The 16,204-nt window shown below is 54.7% G+C and carries 17 protein-coding genes; 4 read left to right on the forward strand and 13 right to left on the reverse strand.

Translation table 11 applies throughout. From position 1 onward, the window contains the following. Positions 1–1,164, reverse strand: coding sequence for a glucans biosynthesis protein MdoC (gene mdoC / locus MT962_RS04090; protein WP_247364672.1), 1,164 nt, complete (start codon positions 1,162–1,164; stop codon positions 1–3). 253 nt (positions 1,165–1,417) lie between these two features. On the opposite strand from mdoC, the gene mdoG reads away from it, so the two are divergent. The 3 genes from mdoG to MT962_RS04105 all read left to right on the forward strand — a co-directional run bounded on the left by mdoG (position 1,418) and on the right by MT962_RS04105 (position 5,825). Continuing rightward, positions 1,418–2,971, forward strand: a complete 1,554-nt coding sequence (mdoG, locus tag MT962_RS04095) for a glucans biosynthesis protein MdoG (protein ID WP_024556665.1) — start codon at positions 1,418–1,420, stop codon at positions 2,969–2,971. After that, on the forward strand, positions 2,964–5,495 hold the full coding sequence (mdoH, locus tag MT962_RS04100) for a glucans biosynthesis glucosyltransferase MdoH (protein ID WP_024556666.1): 2,532 nt from the start codon (positions 2,964–2,966) through the stop codon (positions 5,493–5,495). The genes mdoG and mdoH overlap by 8 nt, the downstream gene beginning before the upstream one ends. Positions 5,496–5,585: 90 nt before the next feature. Continuing rightward, positions 5,586–5,825 carry a YceK/YidQ family lipoprotein gene (locus tag MT962_RS04105; protein WP_125454260.1) on the forward strand — a complete coding sequence of 80 codons (240 nt, stop codon included), beginning with the start codon at positions 5,586–5,588 and terminating at the stop codon, positions 5,823–5,825. 3 nt (positions 5,826–5,828) lie between these two features. On the opposite strand, the gene MT962_RS04110 is transcribed toward MT962_RS04105, so the two are convergent. Together MT962_RS04110 and MT962_RS04115 are read right to left on the reverse strand one after the other, a co-directional pair. Then, on the reverse strand, positions 5,829–6,203 hold the full coding sequence (locus tag MT962_RS04110; RefSeq protein WP_024556668.1) for a MysB family protein: 375 nt from the start codon (positions 6,201–6,203) through the stop codon (positions 5,829–5,831). Between the two features lie 180 nt (positions 6,204–6,383). After that, complete coding sequence (locus MT962_RS04115) at positions 6,384–7,307, reverse strand: Kdo(2)-lipid IV(A) acyltransferase (RefSeq protein WP_024556669.1); 924 nt, start codon at positions 7,305–7,307, stop codon at positions 6,384–6,386. A 232-nt stretch (positions 7,308–7,539) separates the two neighbouring features. On the opposite strand from MT962_RS04115, the gene MT962_RS04120 reads away from it, so the two are divergent. Then, a complete protein-coding gene (locus MT962_RS04120; protein WP_024556670.1) occupies positions 7,540–8,589 on the forward strand; it encodes a rhodanese-related sulfurtransferase in 1,050 nt (349 codons plus the stop codon). A 47-nt stretch (positions 8,590–8,636) separates the two neighbouring features. On the opposite strand, the gene MT962_RS04125 is transcribed toward MT962_RS04120, so the two are convergent. The 10 genes from MT962_RS04125 to mdtH all read right to left on the reverse strand — a co-directional run bounded on the left by MT962_RS04125 (position 8,637) and on the right by mdtH (position 16,136). Then, positions 8,637–9,212: a YceI family protein gene (locus MT962_RS04125; protein ID WP_024556671.1), complete on the reverse strand. Its 576-nt coding sequence runs from the start codon at positions 9,210–9,212 to the stop codon at positions 8,637–8,639. Between the two features lie 14 nt (positions 9,213–9,226). Further along, entirely contained in the window at positions 9,227–9,781 is a 555-nt protein-coding gene (locus tag MT962_RS04130; RefSeq protein ID WP_024556672.1) for a cytochrome b, read from the reverse strand. Positions 9,782–10,055: 274 nt separating this feature from the next. Then, positions 10,056–10,169, reverse strand: coding sequence for a DUF2770 family protein (locus tag MT962_RS04135; protein ID WP_071788452.1), 114 nt, complete (start codon positions 10,167–10,169; stop codon positions 10,056–10,058). Between the two features lie 66 nt (positions 10,170–10,235). Further along, positions 10,236–11,351 carry an N-methyl-L-tryptophan oxidase gene (gene solA / locus MT962_RS04140; RefSeq protein ID WP_024556673.1) on the reverse strand — a complete coding sequence of 372 codons (1,116 nt, stop codon included), beginning with the start codon at positions 11,349–11,351 and terminating at the stop codon, positions 10,236–10,238. Between the two features lie 118 nt (positions 11,352–11,469). Next, positions 11,470–11,724, reverse strand: coding sequence for a biofilm formation regulator BssS (gene bssS, locus MT962_RS04145; RefSeq protein WP_034882020.1), 255 nt, complete (start codon positions 11,722–11,724; stop codon positions 11,470–11,472). Positions 11,725–12,025: 301 nt separating this feature from the next. Further along, positions 12,026–12,271: a DNA damage-inducible protein I gene (gene dinI, locus MT962_RS04150; RefSeq protein WP_024560177.1), complete on the reverse strand. Its 246-nt coding sequence runs from the start codon at positions 12,269–12,271 to the stop codon at positions 12,026–12,028. Positions 12,272–12,353: 82 nt separating this feature from the next. Then, the gene (gene pyrC, locus MT962_RS04155; protein WP_247364674.1) at positions 12,354–13,406 is read right to left on the reverse strand and encodes a dihydroorotase; all 1,053 of its coding nucleotides are present in this window, start codon (positions 13,404–13,406) and stop codon (positions 12,354–12,356) included. Between the two features lie 124 nt (positions 13,407–13,530). Continuing rightward, positions 13,531–14,091 (reverse strand): lipoprotein, encoded by a 561-nt coding sequence (locus MT962_RS04160; protein ID WP_024556676.1) that lies wholly within the window; start codon positions 14,089–14,091, stop codon positions 13,531–13,533. 126 nt (positions 14,092–14,217) lie between these two features. Next, a complete protein-coding gene (gene grxB, locus MT962_RS04165) occupies positions 14,218–14,865 on the reverse strand; it encodes a glutaredoxin 2 (RefSeq protein WP_048888318.1) in 648 nt (215 codons plus the stop codon). A 62-nt stretch (positions 14,866–14,927) separates the two neighbouring features. Next, positions 14,928–16,136, reverse strand: a complete 1,209-nt coding sequence (gene mdtH / locus MT962_RS04170) for a multidrug efflux MFS transporter MdtH (RefSeq protein ID WP_247364676.1) — start codon at positions 16,134–16,136, stop codon at positions 14,928–14,930. Between the last annotated feature and the right edge of the window lie 68 nt (positions 16,137–16,204).

Raw genomic sequence — 16,204 nt, forward strand, 5'->3', positions numbered from 1 at the left:
TCAATCATTTGCGGCAGAGGTAAGGCTCACCGCTTTGTTTTGCGGTTTGCCGGAGAAGAGGAAACGCAGCAGCGTTACCCGCAGATGCAGTTCATACAAGATGAGCGCAATGCCTATCACGAAGATAAGGCCAGTAATAAAGCCCAGCGTGTTTGAGGCGATATGCGGCGTGATATACGCGCCGAAAAAGAGCGTCAGCGGATGATGCACCAGATAAATAAACAGTGAAGCGTTAACGAAATAGGTGACGCGGGAGGACTTAAAGTTCAATAACCGATGCCCCAGCGCGAACACGACGTTCACCATCCACAAACCCATCAGCATTGTAATTACGCTTTCCGTTTCATACAGCCAGGCGTCGCCGTTGCCAAAGCGCTGATTCAGCAGATAAGCGCCGAAAGCGATGGCCGCCGCGATGGCGCACCCCAGCGAAGGGGTAGTAAACATCGCTTTGATTTTTTCATGCTTAAACGCCAGCGCGCCAAGCAGGAAAAAAGGCAGGTAAAAAACGGTTTGCATAAACGCGAAATTAAACAGCCCGTCGCTCAGCAGCGGCGGATAAATCATAAAGATAGTGCGGCGCAGCGCGGCGTAGAGCACGCCCAGCAGCAGAAAAATAAACGACAGCTTGCCTAACGTTAACCGCGCAAAGAAATCGCTCTGTGGCTTTTCCTTCTGTTTGTTGAATGTCTTAAAAAGCACCAGCCCCAGCGTGGTCAATATTATCAAGACCAGTAAAAACCAGAGGTGGGAAATAAGATCCCAGACCAGCGTGTTGTATTTTTCATACCACGACAGCGAATGCCAGTTTCCCGCCGTTCCCTTCACATGCTGCAGCATAAGAAACTGCGGAAGAGTAAGAAGCGGGATGGCGGTCAGCATCGGGATGCCAACGCGTTCTACGCGGACTTTCCACCAGCGCTTAAGCGGATAGCGTAAAAACAGCATGTAAGAAAAATAACCTGAGATAACAAAGAAAACCTGCATGCGGAAGGCGTGAATAAAATCATTAAACAGCGTCAGCCAGGCGGATGGCGCGACGCTGTTAACGTGCCACTGGTGACTCGAATAGATAAGCGAGATATGAAACGGGATCCCCAATAGCATTAACCATGCGCGGATGGAATCGAGGAAAAACTCGCGCTGTGCGGATGTGTTAGTCATATAACTCCGGTAATTCTCGGACTATTCGTCTTATCCCAGGGACGGTTTATGTTTAGATTCGGCGGCAACCCTACACCAACGACGACAACCTGTCTCCAGGACAAAATCCAAAAGCGAAAGTCACGCGCTTTCATTTGCTTAATACCTGAGCCAGCGGCTGAACAAAGCGGTGATTGTGTTGTCGGAAAGCTGAAGTTTCCATTAAAATGGATCGGATTGATTGAAGCACACAAAGGGGGATGTGCTGGTTAATATGAAACATAAACCACAAATGATGAAAATGCGCTGGTTGGGTGCGGCAGTGATGTTGTCTCTTTATACCACTTCGGTTTGGGCCTTCACTATCGATGATGTCGCAAAACAAGCGAAATCATTAGCGGGTAAAAGCTACGAAGCACCTAAAAGCAACCTGCCCTCCGTCTTCCGCGATATGAAGTATGCGGACTATCAACAGATCCAGTTCAATCACGACAAAGCCTACTGGAGCAAGGTAAAGACTCCGTTCAAACTCGAATTCTACCATCAGGGTATGTACTTCGACGTGCCTGTCACTCTGAACGAAGTGACCGCCAACGCGGTGCACAAAATCAAGTACAGCCCGGATTATTTTAATTTCGGCAATGTGCAGCATGATAAAGAGACCGTAAAAGATTTAGGCTTTGCGGGCTTTAAAGTGCTTTATCCCATCAACAGCAAAGATAAGAACGACGAGATTGTCAGCATGCTTGGCGCAAGCTACTTCCGCGTGATAGGGCAGGGCCAGGTTTATGGCCTCTCCGCACGCGGTCTGGCTATCGACACCGCCTTGCCTTCTGGCGAAGAGTTTCCGCGCTTTCGCGAGTACTGGATTGAGCGTCCGAAACCCAACGACAAGCGCCTGACCATTTATGCGCTGCTGGACTCTCCGCGCGCGACCGGCGCCTACCGTTTTGTTATTCAGCCTGGCCGCGATACGGTGGTGGACGTGCAGTCGAAAGTCTACCTGCGCGACAAAGTCGGCAAGCTTGGGGTCGCGCCGCTGACCAGCATGTTCCTGTTTGGGCCGAACCAACCGTCGCCGAATACCAATTTCCGTCCGGAACTGCATGATTCCAACGGTCTTTCCATTCATGCTGGCAATAATGAGTGGATCTGGCGTCCGTTGAACAACCCGCGTCACCTGGCGGTGAGCAGCTACAGCACCGAAAACCCGCAGGGCTTCGGTTTGCTGCAGCGCGGCCGTGAGTTTAACCGCTTTGAGGATCTGGACGATCGTTACGATCAGCGCCCGAGCGCCTGGGTCACGCCGCAGGGGCAGTGGGGCAAGGGTAAAGTCGAGCTGGTGGAAATTCCCACTAACGACGAAACCAACGACAACATCGTGACGTACTGGACGCCGGATCAACTGCCGGAACCGGGCAAGGAGATGAACTTTAAGTACACCATCACCTTCAGCCGCGATGAAGATAAACTCCATGCCGCCGATAATGCTTATGTTCTGCAGACGCGTCGCTCCACGGGCGATGTGAAGCAGTCCAACCTTATCCGCCAGCCGGACGGCACTATCGCGTTTATTGTGGATTTCGCAGGTGCAGATATGAAAGCGCTGCCGCCGGAAACCCCTGTCGCCGCGCAGACCAGCATTGGCGATAACGGCGAGATCGTTGACAGCAACGTGCGTTATAACCCGGTCACTCAGGGCTGGCGCATGACGCTGCGCGTGAAGATCAAAGACGCGAAGAAAACCACTGATATGCGTGCTGCGCTGATGAACGGCGACCAGACGCTGAGTGAAACCTGGAGCTATCAGCTACCTGCCAATGAATAAGTTGACTGAGTATATTAACCTGCTGCCGCTTTCCGCCGCTGAGAAAGCGGCGCTGCCGGACGCCAGCCTTCGCGGCGTCCACGAGGCGCTTGGCGGCGAAGGCCGCGTTTACGAACGGGACGATGATACGCCGCTGGGTTCGGTAAAGGCACGCCTTGAGCACAGCTGGCCCGAGTCGCTGGCGCAAGGGCAGCTTATTAAGGATGACGAGGGGCGTACTCAACTGGAGGCGATGCCGAAAGCAAAACGCTCTTCTATGTTCCCCGATCCGTGGCGCACCAACCCAATTGGACGCTTCTGGGATCGTCTGCGCGGACGCGAAGTGCTGCCGCGCTACATGTCGCGCCTCTCAAAAGAGGAGCAAGTCGCTGAGCAGAAATGGCGTACCGTCGGCACCATCCGCCGTTACATCCTGCTGCTGCTGACGCTCTCCCAGACCGTGGTCGCCACCTGGTATATGAAGACTATCCTTCCATACCAGGGCTGGGCGCTCATCAATCCGGCGGATATGATTGGCCAGGATATCTGGGTCTCTTTTATGCAGCTGCTGCCTTATGTGCTGCAAAGCGGCATCCTTATCCTCTTCGCTATACTTTTCTGCTGGGTCTCCGCCGGTTTCTGGACCGCGCTGATGGGCTTTTTGCAACTGCTGATTGGGCGCGATAAATACAGTATCTCCGCCTCAACGGTGGGCGATGAGCCAATCAACCCGGCGCACCGCACCGCGCTGATTATGCCTATCTGCAACGAAGACGTGGATCGCGTTTTCGCGGGGCTGCGCGCGACGTGGGAGTCGGTAAAAGCGACAGGTCAACAGCAGCACTTCGACGTTTACATTCTGAGCGACAGCTACAACCCCGATATTTGCGTGGCTGAGCAAAAAGCCTGGATGGAGTTGATTGCCGAAGTGCAAGGCGAAGGGCAAATCTTCTATCGCCGCCGTCGTCGTCGTGTGAAGCGTAAAAGCGGCAACATTGATGACTTCTGCCGCCGCTGGGGCAGCCAGTACAGCTACATGGTCGTGCTGGATGCGGACTCGGTGATGACCGGCGACTGTCTGACCGGCCTTGTGCGCCTGATGGAAGCGAACCCGAACGCCGGGATCATCCAGTCTTCGCCGAAAGCTTCCGGTATGGACACGCTTTATGCGCGCTGCCAGCAGTTCGCGACCCGCGTTTACGGCCCGCTCTTTACCGCCGGTCTTCATTTCTGGCAGCTTGGCGAATCGCACTACTGGGGTCACAACGCCATTATCCGCGTGAAGCCGTTTATCGAGCACTGCGCGCTGGCGCCACTGCCGGGCGAGGGCTCCTTTGCCGGTTCCATTCTGTCGCACGACTTCGTGGAAGCCGCGCTGATGCGCCGCGCAGGCTGGGGCGTCTGGATTGCCTATGACCTGCCAGGCTCCTATGAAGAGCTGCCGCCGAACCTGCTCGACGAGCTCAAACGCGACCGCCGCTGGTGCCATGGCAACCTGATGAACTTTCGCCTCTTTTTGGTGAAAGGGATGCACCCGGTTCACCGTGCGGTGTTCCTGACCGGCGTCATGTCTTATCTCTCGGCGCCGCTCTGGTTCTTGTTCCTGGCGCTTTCCACGGCGCTTCAGGTGGTGCATGCGCTCACTGAGCCGCAGTACTTCCTCCAGCCGCGTCAGCTCTTTCCGGTCTGGCCGCAATGGCGTCCTGAACTGGCGATTGCGCTGTTTGCCTCGACCATGGTGCTGCTGTTCCTGCCGAAGCTGTTGAGCGTGGTGCTTATCTGGTGCAAAGGCTCGAAAGAGTATGGCGGCTTCTTGCGCGTAACGCTTTCGCTGCTGCTGGAAGTGCTTTTCTCGGTACTGCTGGCGCCGGTTCGCATGCTGTTCCACACTGTCTTCGTGGTCAGCGCGTTCCTTGGCTGGGAAGTGGTATGGAACTCGCCGCAGCGTGATGATGACTCCACTCCGTGGGGCGAAGCCTTCATGCGACATGGTTCTCAACTGCTGCTGGGCCTGGTCTGGGCGGTGGGGATGGCGTGGCTCGATCTGCGCTTCCTCTTCTGGCTGGCGCCTATCGTTTTCTCGCTGATCCTGTCGCCGTTTGTGTCGGTTATTTCAAGCCGTTCAACGGTGGGACTGCGTACTAAACGCTGGAAACTGTTCCTGATCCCGGAAGAGTATTCGCCGCCGCAGGTGCTGGTGGATACCGATAAGTATCTGGAGCAGAACCGCGGTCGTTCGCTGGAAGATGGCTTTATGCACGCCGTATTCCATCCTTCCTTCAACGCGCTGGCGACAGCGATGGCCACCGCGCGTCACCGTGCAAGCCATGTGCTGGAAATTGCCCGTGACCGTCACGTTGAGCAGGCGCTGAATGAAACGCCGGATAAACTCAACCGTGACCGTCGCCTGGTGCTGCTGAGCGACCCGGTGACTATGGCGCGGCTGCACTATCGCGTCTGGTCGGCGCCGGAACGCTATTCCTCCTGGGTGAGCCATTACAAAGCGTTACAGCTTAACCCGCATGCGCTGAAGTCGCGCGGATAAGCAAAACCTCGTGTGAAAATGCCGGCCTCAGTGGCCGGCATTTTTTTCACCTGACGGGTTACGACGTATACTTAGCGGAAACGAAGAATGATGAGGTGTGGTTTGAAAGCAGTGGCGCTTGTTCTGGCGGCCTGTCTGCTGAGCGGATGCGGCAGCATAATCAGCCGCGCGGTGCCGGGGCAGGGACATGGCAACCAGTATTACCCCGGCGTGCAGTGGGACGTAAGAGATTCCGCGTGGCGTTATGTCACGGTACTGGATCTGCCTTTCTCGCTGGTCTTCGACACGCTATTGCTGCCGATAGACATGCATCACGGCCCGTATGAATAACGCTTAGCGTTCATCCCATTCATCCGCCGCGGTGCGACCTTCTTCCGTATCCAGCGGCGGTTCAAGCTGAAATTCCCCTTCATCCCATTCATGCAACGTGTTCTCTTCCAGCCACTCCTGACGAAGCTCAATCTCGTCGTAGTCGCCGTCAAAGACGCTCTGCGCCGCTTCCCCGCTCAGTACCGGCAGGCACTCGCCTTGCTCTTCATCGGTGGCGAAGAACTCGACCTGCCACATTATCTCGCCGTCCTGCAGAACATATTTCTGGATATTGAGTTGCTGGACAACCGCATCTTCTTCGTCCATCCCCGGATTGTCGGCGAGGAACTCTTCGCGTGCAGCGTCGATGGCTTCTTCAAGCGTTGCAAACATGGACATAATTTTCTCCCTGAACAGACATGGTTGTTTCAGGAAAGGATAGACGAAGATCCATAATTGCAAATAAGAAAGCGAAAAAAAGGGGGGAAATATCATGCGCAACATCAGCGTCTTAGAGAGAAACGCTGCGCGTGAGCGGGGAAACGCTGCCCCGGCCTGGATTTGGCCGGGGCAGCGGAATTAATAGCGGGAAGGCACCCCTTGCGGGCGGGTTTTGAAACGGCGATGCAGCCACATGTACTGATCCGGCGCCATGAGAATACATTTCTCCACCACTTTGTTCATCCAGGCTGCCGTTTCTTCAGCATCGCCCAGCGGCGGCTGGCACTCCGGTTCAAGAGCTATCAGCTCGTAACCTTTACCGCCAGGCTTGCGGCGCGGTACAAAAGGCACAATGCAGGCTTTGGACATCTTTGCCAGCATCCAGGTGCCCGACGTCGTGGCGGCTTGTTCGACAGCGAAAAGGGGAACGAAAACGCTGTTGCGCGGGCCGTAGTCGTGGTCCGGCGCATACCAGATAATTTCGCCGCTTTTCAGCGCCTTGATCATGCCTTTGAGATCTTTACGATCGAGCATGGTTTTATTGGAGCGCAGGCGTCCCCAGGTTTGCAGCCAGTCAAGCAGCGGATTGTCATTGGGACGATAAACGCCGATGCCTGGCGTATGCATGCCAAAGATGCGCGCGCCGAGCTCAAGCGTCAGAAAGTGCACGCCGATGAGCAAAATCCCCTGTTTCTGCGCCAGAAGCGCTTTCACTGGCTCCACGCCGGAGACATCAAACCAGCGTTCCACGCGCCAGTTCGGCCAGAACCAGGCCATGCCGGTTTCCATCAGGCCCATGCCGACGGATTCAAAATTCTTCTCCACCAGCTTCTGGCGTTCCGCTTCGCTCATTTCGGGAAAGCAAAGCTCAAGGTTGCGGTGGGCGATACGGGCGCGGCGCTTCATTACTCGCATCGCCAGACGGCCCATGCCGCAGCCAAGGCGATAAATCACCGGATAAGGCAGCAGCACGACGAGATAAAGCAGTCCAATGCCAAGCCATGTCAGCCAGTAGCGAGGATGCAGCAGAGCGCGGTTGAATTGGGGTAAATGGGTCGTCATGAAAATTCCATTAGGTTGCAGGCAAGTCCACTTGTCGCAGACATTGTGACATTATTTTCCGTCCTGCCAAAATTCATGGACGACAGGCGGTGGTTTTCACGCCAGTTTAGAGAAATCTGCAGAAACAAAGTGATGGAAATGTAGCGCAAAATTCATGGATGTAAATTAGCGGTAATTGCTATATCATGCCCGCCGATTTTCATTCCCCTAACGATTGCAGGATACGTACACCATGCCAGTGTTACACAACCGCATTTCGAATGAGGAGCTGAGGGCGCGCATGCTGGCGGAAACCGAGCCGCGCACCACTATCTCATTCTATAAATATTTCACCATCGCCGACCCGAAAGCGACTCGCGATAACCTCTATAAAGCGTTTACCGAACTTAACGTTTTCGGTCGCGTCTATCTTGCCCATGAAGGGATCAACGCCCAAATCAGCGTGCCGCAAAGCAAGGTAGAAGCGTTTCGCACGCTGCTGTACGGCTTTGACCCGGCGCTGGACGGCCTGCGATTGAACATTGCGCTGGACGATGACGGTAAATCGTTCTGGGTGCTGCGCATGAAAGTGCGCGACCGCATTGTGGCGGACGGCATCGATGACCCAACCTTCAACGCCAGCGACGTTGGCGAGTACCTGAAGGCGGCGGAAGTGAACGCCATGCTGGATGACCCGGACGCGGTGTTTATCGATATGCGCAACCACTATGAATATGAAGTGGGGCATTTCGAAAACGCGCTGGAAATCCCGGCGGACACGTTCCGCGAGCAGCTGCCGAAAGCGGTGGAGATGATGCAGGAGCATAAAGACAAGAAGATTGTTATGTACTGCACCGGCGGTATTCGCTGCGAAAAAGCGAGCGCGTGGATGCGTCACAACGGTTTTAATAAAGTCTGGCACATCGAAGGCGGCATCATTGAGTACGCCCGCAAAGCCCGCGAGCAGGGGCTGCCGGTGCGTTTCGTTGGGAAAAACTTTGTTTTTGACGAGCGTATGGGCGAGCGCATCTCTGATGATGTAATTGCGCATTGCCATCAGTGCGGCGCGCCTTGCGACAGCCACACCAATTGCAAGAATGACGGCTGCCATCTGCTGTTTATCCAGTGTCCGACCTGCGCAGAGAAGTTTCAGGGCTGCTGCAGTGAGCTTTGCCGCGACGAGAGCGCGTTGCCGGAAGAAGAGCAGCGCCGTCGCCGCGCCGGTCGCGAAAACGGCAATAAAATCTTTAACAAATCCCGTGGCCGCTTGAATACCGTGCTCGGCATTCCCGATCCACAATAAAAAAAGCCTCCGCAGGGAGGCTTTTTTTTAGCGCAATCCAGACGGGATTACTTCTGGCGCACGCCTTCGACCGAAATAATCAGGTCAACTTCCTGAGAAGCGGGGCCGAGATCGGTAGTAATGTTGTAATCTTTGAGTTTAATTTTCCCTTCCGCTTCAAAGCCTGCGCGAACGCCGCCCCACGGATCGTCGCCCTGGCCAATCAGTTTGGCTTCAAGCGTCAGCGGTTTGGTCACGCCGTTAAGCGTAAAGTTACCGGTGATGTCCAGCTCATCGCCATCCTGCTTCACGGATGTGGAGGTGAAGGTCGCCTGCGGGAATTTGGCTACGTTCAGGAATTCCGCGCTGCGCAGATGTTTATCACGCTCGGCGTGGTTGGTATCGATGCTGGTCGTGTTGATAGTGACGTTGACTTTATCCGCTGACGGGTTTTTCTCATCAAAAGTAAAGGTGCCGTCGAAATCGCGGAAGGTGCCGTAGAGCCAGCTGTAGCCAAGGTGTTTAATCCGGAAGTTAACGAAGGCGTGCTGGCCCTCTTTATCAATCTTATAATCGGCCGCGACAGCGGAGCCGGTAGTAAAGAACAGGGCGGCGAGCGTTAACCCCATCAGGCTTTTTTTCATTTATCACTCCTTGGTTAATGCGACGATTTCCCGAGCATACGCTTGAGGGTAACGTCTTTATCGATGAAATGGTGCTTCAGCGCGGCGAAAGCGTGGAGCACCGAGAGCAGCACTACGCTCCAGGCGAGCCAGAGATGAATATCGCCTGCCGTATCGGCTTGTTCGCCCGCGCCGCTGAAGATAGCCGGGATTTCAACAAGCCCAAACACGCTGATGGGTTTGCCTTCGGCGGTCGAAATCAGATAACCGCTCAGCAAAATCGCGAACAGCAACAGATAGAGCAGTACATGAACGGCGACGGCGCTCACACGCGTCAGGCGGGAATAAGAGGCGAGCGGGGGAGGCGGCGGCGAAACAAAGCGCCAGATAACCCGCATCAGTAAAAAGAGAAAAATAACGATGCCGATACTTTTGTGCAGTTCCGGGGCCCGGTGATACCAGACATCATAATAGCCAAGCGTCACCATCCACAGCCCAAGCGCAAACATGCCATAAACGGCAAGCGCCATTAGCCAGTGAAGCAGTACTGAGAAATGTCCATATTGCGACGGTGTGTTACGCCACTGCATTGTTACGCATCCGTTAATAAATAAGATGCAGCCACAGTGACCGTTGAAGGTTCCAAAAGCAAACCAAAAAAATCAACAATCTTATTCAGTAAATTTGATTGATAAGTTTGGGCTATTGAAAGACGGAATAACGGTAAAAAAGGTCTGGAATTGAGTTTGATAACAGTAAAATACGGTTATTTAGATATAATAAAAAGAAAATAGCGTCAGAATAATCATGTGTGTTGTCAGTTTTTGTAAGCCATGTGTCAGTTATTTTGAATAGTTAATGGCGCTAACTGGCGTAAATCCAGAACAGATCCAGCAGCGCCAACAGAGCAGAAAGCGCCAGATAAACCAGCAGATGTTCCCGAACATTGTTTACCAGAAAACGAATCAGCCGCTGCATACCTGTCCTTTTAACCAGTAGCACCTTATTTCAGCGTAACAAAAAGCGGCCCGCAGGCCGCTGCGTTTATTTGAAGCGCGACAGACTAAAAGGGGCGAGATCAAACTCAACAGGTTTATCAGCGGCAAACTGGCTCGCTATCTCGCCCAACACCGACGCGAATTTAAAGCCGTGACCGCTGAGGCCGGTCACTATCATCGCCTGCGGCAAATCAGGCAGAGTATCGACGATAAAATCTTCATCCGGGGAATTATCGTAGGTGCAGGACGCGCCATGCAGACAGCCGCCGATGCCAGGCAGATGCTGGCGCAGGAAAGGAAACGCCTCGGCGCCGTCGGTCGCCACTGCGCCGAAAGGTTTGCGCTCTTGCGCGGAATTGATCGGCTGACCGCCGTTGTGCTTGCCGATTTTCAGCGCGTTATCTTCCGCCGGGAAGCCGTAATACTGGTCGCCATTCGCCGTCTCGCCAGTAAAGGCGGGAAAGCGATTATTCACGCTGTAGCGCCCGTCAGCCTGATACCAGGCGAACACCTTGCGCACCGGCGTAATCGGCAGGTGTGGCACCAGACGCTTAACCCACGTACCAGCGCTAATCAGCACCTTGCGCCCTTCATATTCGCCATCCTCGGTAACCACACGCACTCCCTGCGCCTGAGGCTCTATTGCGGTGACCGCGCAGTTAAAGAGCTGGGCGCAGCCCGCTTCTTCAGCGAGGCGAATATAGTTAGCGATAGCGGCTTCGCTGTAGAGCACGCCGGAATTGGGTTCGAACAAGCCGATATAATCATCCGGCACGCGAAATTCCGGCCAGCGCGCCATGAGTTGGTCGGCATTGAAGGTCTCAAGCGGTAACTGCCAGCGCTGAGCGCTTTGCGCTACGTTGCGCAAAAATTCAGAATGGGCGGGGCCCAGGTTAATGACGCCGCTGCGCTGAAAAATACGCGCTTCGGTAAGGGACTGAAGCTCATCCCATAACGCCTGGGCGCGCAGTACCAGCGGGACATAGATTTCACCTTCGCCATAAGCGTGGCGGATAAGCCGTGTTTCGCCATGATGGCTGCCTTGCTGGTGCGGCGGATGACCACTGTCCGTCATCAGGACATTCAGCCCTGCCCGGGTGGCGTAATACCCTGCCGCTGCGCCAACCGAACCGCTGCCAATGATAATCAAGTCGTATTGCATGGAGGTGCTCCGCATAGGTTGTTACTTAGCAGAGTAATTAAGGCGGGAAAGTTGCACAAGACTAAAAATAATAATGGCGCTCCGAAGAGCGCCCGATGGTTATAAGGGAAGCATCAGACTAATGCTTGCGATAATCATTTTCCTGGTATTCGCTGGATTCAATTTTTGCAATGCCAGCTTCTAAAATGGAAATAAATTGTCTGGCTACATCGGTAGTTAGCCACAAGGTCTGGCCTATTTCCGTCTCTTCATGGTCAGACGGATTGGATGTCAAGTAATGCAGCCTTAGCATCATGGCATCGTAGCTGTCTACGGTGCTGATATCCCATCCAACAAGGGGATGTGTCTGAATAACTTCATTAATTTTTTCCATCATAACCCCCTTAATACGTGTTTAAAGACAACGGCTCATGAGGTTTCAATGCGTGTTTTATTGAAGCTGTCTAAGTATATCAATCAATATGCTAAAAAGAGGCAAAAATAAATACCCTGCAACACATTTTTTGAAATAATTGATTTATTTGAACAATAAAACGGCAAATTATTCAATAGCAGACGCGAAAAAGAAGGATCAATAAGGATATGCTGAAAAGCATTTTATTAATAATAGCAGAAATAAAAAAAGCCGGGCGGCGAAGCCCGGAAACGACACCATAAGAGAAATTTAGGTTAAGTCAGGGTTCGCTAAACCAATCCTCAGCGCTTTCCCAGGTTTCCTGAAGAATTTCGCTGACGCGATCTTTCGCTTCTTTGCCTGCGCCCAGTACCGAAAGATTATTGGTGGCGGCATAGCGCACCTGGACGCGGTTAGGAAAGTCGGGGAACTGTTGTTCAATTCGGCGGCTAAGCTCGCAGGCCAGGGCGTCGATAGCGCCAGGCGGCAGCGTTGTGGTTCTGGCGATAGTCACTTCTACACGCATAAACACCCCCTGTTAACGATACTGTATATTTATACAGATAATTGCGGTGGCTTGCAACAGGGGGCAATGTAAATGCTGCAGCTTATGCCTGGCGTTTTACGGACCAGCGCACTTTTTCACCGGCCAGGAACGGCACGATGCTATCGTCGCTAAGGCTGATGCTTTGCGGCATCTCTACCTCTTCACGCACCAGCTCAATAACCTCTTCGTTTACCGGCAGGCCGTAGAAGCGCGGGCCGTTGAGCGAACAGAACGCTTCAAAATGCGCCAGCGCATTCATCTCTTCAAACACCGTGGCGTAAGCGCCCAGGGCGGAAGGGGCGTTAAAACAGCCGGCGCAGCCGCAGCTGGCTTCTTTGCGATGGCGAGCGTGCGGTGCAGAGTCGGTACCCAAGAAAGCGCGCTCAAAGCCGCTCGCCACCAGTTCGCGCAGCGCCTGCTGGTGAACGCTGCGTTTAAGGATGGGCAGGCAATAGAGGTGAGGGCGCACGCCGCCAACCAGCATATGGTTGCGGTTGAACATCAAATGCTGCGGCGTAATGGTGGCGGCAAGAAGCTCATTGCCTTCACGCACATACTGGGCGGCGTCTTTGGTCGTGATATGCTCAAACACCACTTTCAGCCCTGGCAGGCGGCGGCGCAGCGGTTCCATTACCGTTTCGATAAAACGCGCTTCGCGATCGAAAATATCGATATCTGCGTGAGTGACTTCGCCATGCACCAGCAGCGGCATGCCCAGACGCTCCATACGCTCCAGTACGGGCATAATCGCGTCAATGCTGGTGACGCCGTGGCTTGAATTCGTGGTGGCGTTCGCCGGATAGAGCTTGGCGGCCGTAAATACCCCTTCCTCGAAGCCGCGCGCCAGCTCGTCGGCATCCAGCGTGTCGGTCAGGTAGCAGGTCATCAGCGGTTCAAACGTATGGCCTGCGGGGACGGCATCCAGAATACGCTGGCGATAAGCGACAGCCGCCGACACGGTAGTTACCGGAGGAGCCAGGTTCGGCATGACGATGGCGCGCGCATAGGTCTCGCTGGTATAAGGCAGAACGGTTTGCAACATCTCGCCATCGCGCAGATGGAGATGCCAGTCGTCAGGACGGCGGATGGTTAACACCTGGGGTTGTTCAGTCATGAAATGCTCCGGCTAGAAGGACAAAAATGGCTGGATTTGCGCCGGGCACTAAGGATAAGCGGAAACGTTTTCGTTTGCACCCTTTTCATGCTTCACGCCGGGGCCATCACCCCGGCGCGGAAACTCAGTCTATAAAGGGGATCACGATTTCACCCGGCTTCACTTCCAGCCCTTTGGCATAGCGTTTGGCCAGCTTTTCGCCTTCGCTGCCATCTTCGCTCAGCACATAAGCGGGGTGCTGATTGAAATAGCTGCGCAGCGACTGATTAAGGTAAGGAGTCAGGGTTTCCAGCAACGCCTGCATTTTTTGTGGTTGCACCGTCGCGTTAACCACCTCCATTTCCTGGAGATAAATCGCCCCCTTCTCTTTGTTAAAAACCGGCAGCGCTTTCAGCGTCAGCTTCATGTTCGCTTTTTGATTGCCGAAGAGGGAGGTCATATCCAGACTGGCATCGCCGGTCAGGGTGACTTTGTTTGGCTCTTCACGCCCAATCTGGCTTGCCAGGTTGCTCAGCACGATGTGGGCATCCGCCACGCCCGGCACGCCGATATCACGCGAGAAATTATTCCGTTTTTGCAGCGCCTGGTTAATTTCCTGCTCGGTAACCGTGTACTGGGTTAGCTGGTTACACCCTGCCAGCAGACCGCTGACAACCAGCGCGGCGGCGACAATAAAGCTCTTCATCTCATTCCTCGACATGTGCACAAAGTCCGTGTCAGGGGATCCTGACACAAAGCAGCATGTCGCGCCAGAGTAAGTGTCGCCAGCGGAAAAGGCTGAAAAAGCCGGTGGCGGCCACCGGCATAAGGATTAAATAGAGATTGAGGAGAGAAGGTTGACCTGGGTTTGTTTGGCCATATTGTCCCGGTAATCCGCCACGCGGGTCGGGTACTCTACGCCTGCCACCAGCGTCAGGTTACGCAGGAGCGGGAAGAGATGAATATCATCCTCTGAGAGCTCGCCATTGACGGCGTTAGGCTGCTTAATCAGCTTATCGAGATCGCGCAAATCATCGTTGATGTTCTTGATAAGCCCTGCCGAGTGGGCAAGATGCTCGTCGAAAGCGCCAATCGCCGCCTCTTTCTTTTTCACAAAGTAAGCCCGCGCCTGCGGGGTGGCGAATTCATCAAAAGGCGCTTTGGCGATGCGCGGCAGCAGCAGGCGGTTGACGTAGCCGTTTACTTTGCGAAGCCAGGTTTCAATGGCCGGATTACGCTTCCCGGTGAGCAGCGGTTTGCCGTCGAGCTTATCGACGTAGTAGACAATATCGAGGCTTTCCGGCAGATAGCGGCTGTCATCTTTTTGCAGAATCGGGGCCATCTTCTGACCAATCATCCGGGTGGGCGTTTCTTCATCATCGTTGAGCAGCACGTTCAGCTCAACCGGGATATTTTTCAGCCCAAATATCATGCGCGCTTTCACGCAAAACGGGCAGTGATCGTAAATATATAGCTTCACGTTTCTCCTCCTGTTATGGCGTCCGTGCCTTCAGTATGGAAGAGAAGCCAGGGCGGGGCAAATTAGCTGCCCGGTTCAAGCATGCTCGGCTCGAGGCGCTTCTGGCTGAACTGCCACCACAGAGCGAAGCATGTCGCCACGCCGATAACGCCAAGCATCACCCAGGGCAGCTCTGGCTGCTGAAACGTTTTGCCGGCGTCAAACAGCCAGCCGCCGCCCGCATAGCCGAGCGCGCCGCCAAAGGCGAGGCCAAGGCGGCTGAAGCCCATATAGCTGCCGCGGGCGCGGGAATCGGCGAGCGAAGCGCTGAGCGTCTCCCGTGCCGGCTCCGCGATAATCGAGCCGATGTAAAACAGACAAATCAGGGTAAATAGCTGCTGCAACGTGCCCACCAGGCCTATCGGCAGCAGGCTCAGTGTCATCAGCAGCAGGCCCGCCATCAGGCGGTGCTCCAGGCGAAAGCGCTTTTCGCTCCAGCGAGCGACAGGGTAGAGCAGGGTGAGCGACAGCGTCGCTTCGATGGCGTACATCCATTTCACGGCGGCGGGCGTGCCGGCGATGTCATTGACCATAATCGGCAACATAAGCATGACCTGCACCGCCAGCATGTAGTAGCCGGTAAGCGTCAGCACGTAAGTGACAAACCGCTTGTCGCGCAGCACGCGGCTCATCCCTTCGCGCATAGGGGTGCGAATGGTCGAAAGCTTCCAGTCCGGCAACAGCCAGGCGTTGAAACCGGCGCAAATCACAAACAGCAGCGCGCCTGCGCCGCAGACGAGGCGAAAATCATACTGCAGCAGCCAGCTGCCGAGCAGTGCGCCAATCACCGCGCCTGCGCTGTCCTGCATCATCAGCAGAGAAAAAAAGCGCCCGCGCTGGTGCGGACGCACCAGTTTTACCACCAGCGCCGAGCGCGGCGGGTCAAACAGGGTGCCGCCAAGGCCGGAGAGAATACAGGAGAGCCAGAGCATCCAGGGCTCCTGAGCGACCGCCATCGTCGCAAAACCCGCCGCACGCATCAGCATGCCGGTGACGATCATCGGCCGGGCGCCAAGACGGTCGGCTATCGCGCCGCCGAAGATCCCAAGCCCCTGCTGAATAAACTGACGCAGGCCGAGGGCGATACCGACCATCAGCGCGGCCCAGCCCAGTTGATCGACAAAGCGAATAGAAATCAGGGGAAAGACGACAAAAAAGCCCAGCACCACGAGCATGTTGTCAATCAGCAGGAAATATTTACCCAGGCTCCTTGCCTGCGACACGCTGGCCATTTCCCCTCCTGGGAAAACGCAAAGATAAACTTCTATTTTGCGGGCGCGTCTCAGACTTTCCTATATTC

The organism is Franconibacter sp. IITDAS19 (genome assembly GCF_023079515.1).
GTDB classification, from domain to species: Bacteria; Pseudomonadota; Gammaproteobacteria; order Enterobacterales; family Enterobacteriaceae; genus Franconibacter; species Franconibacter pulveris.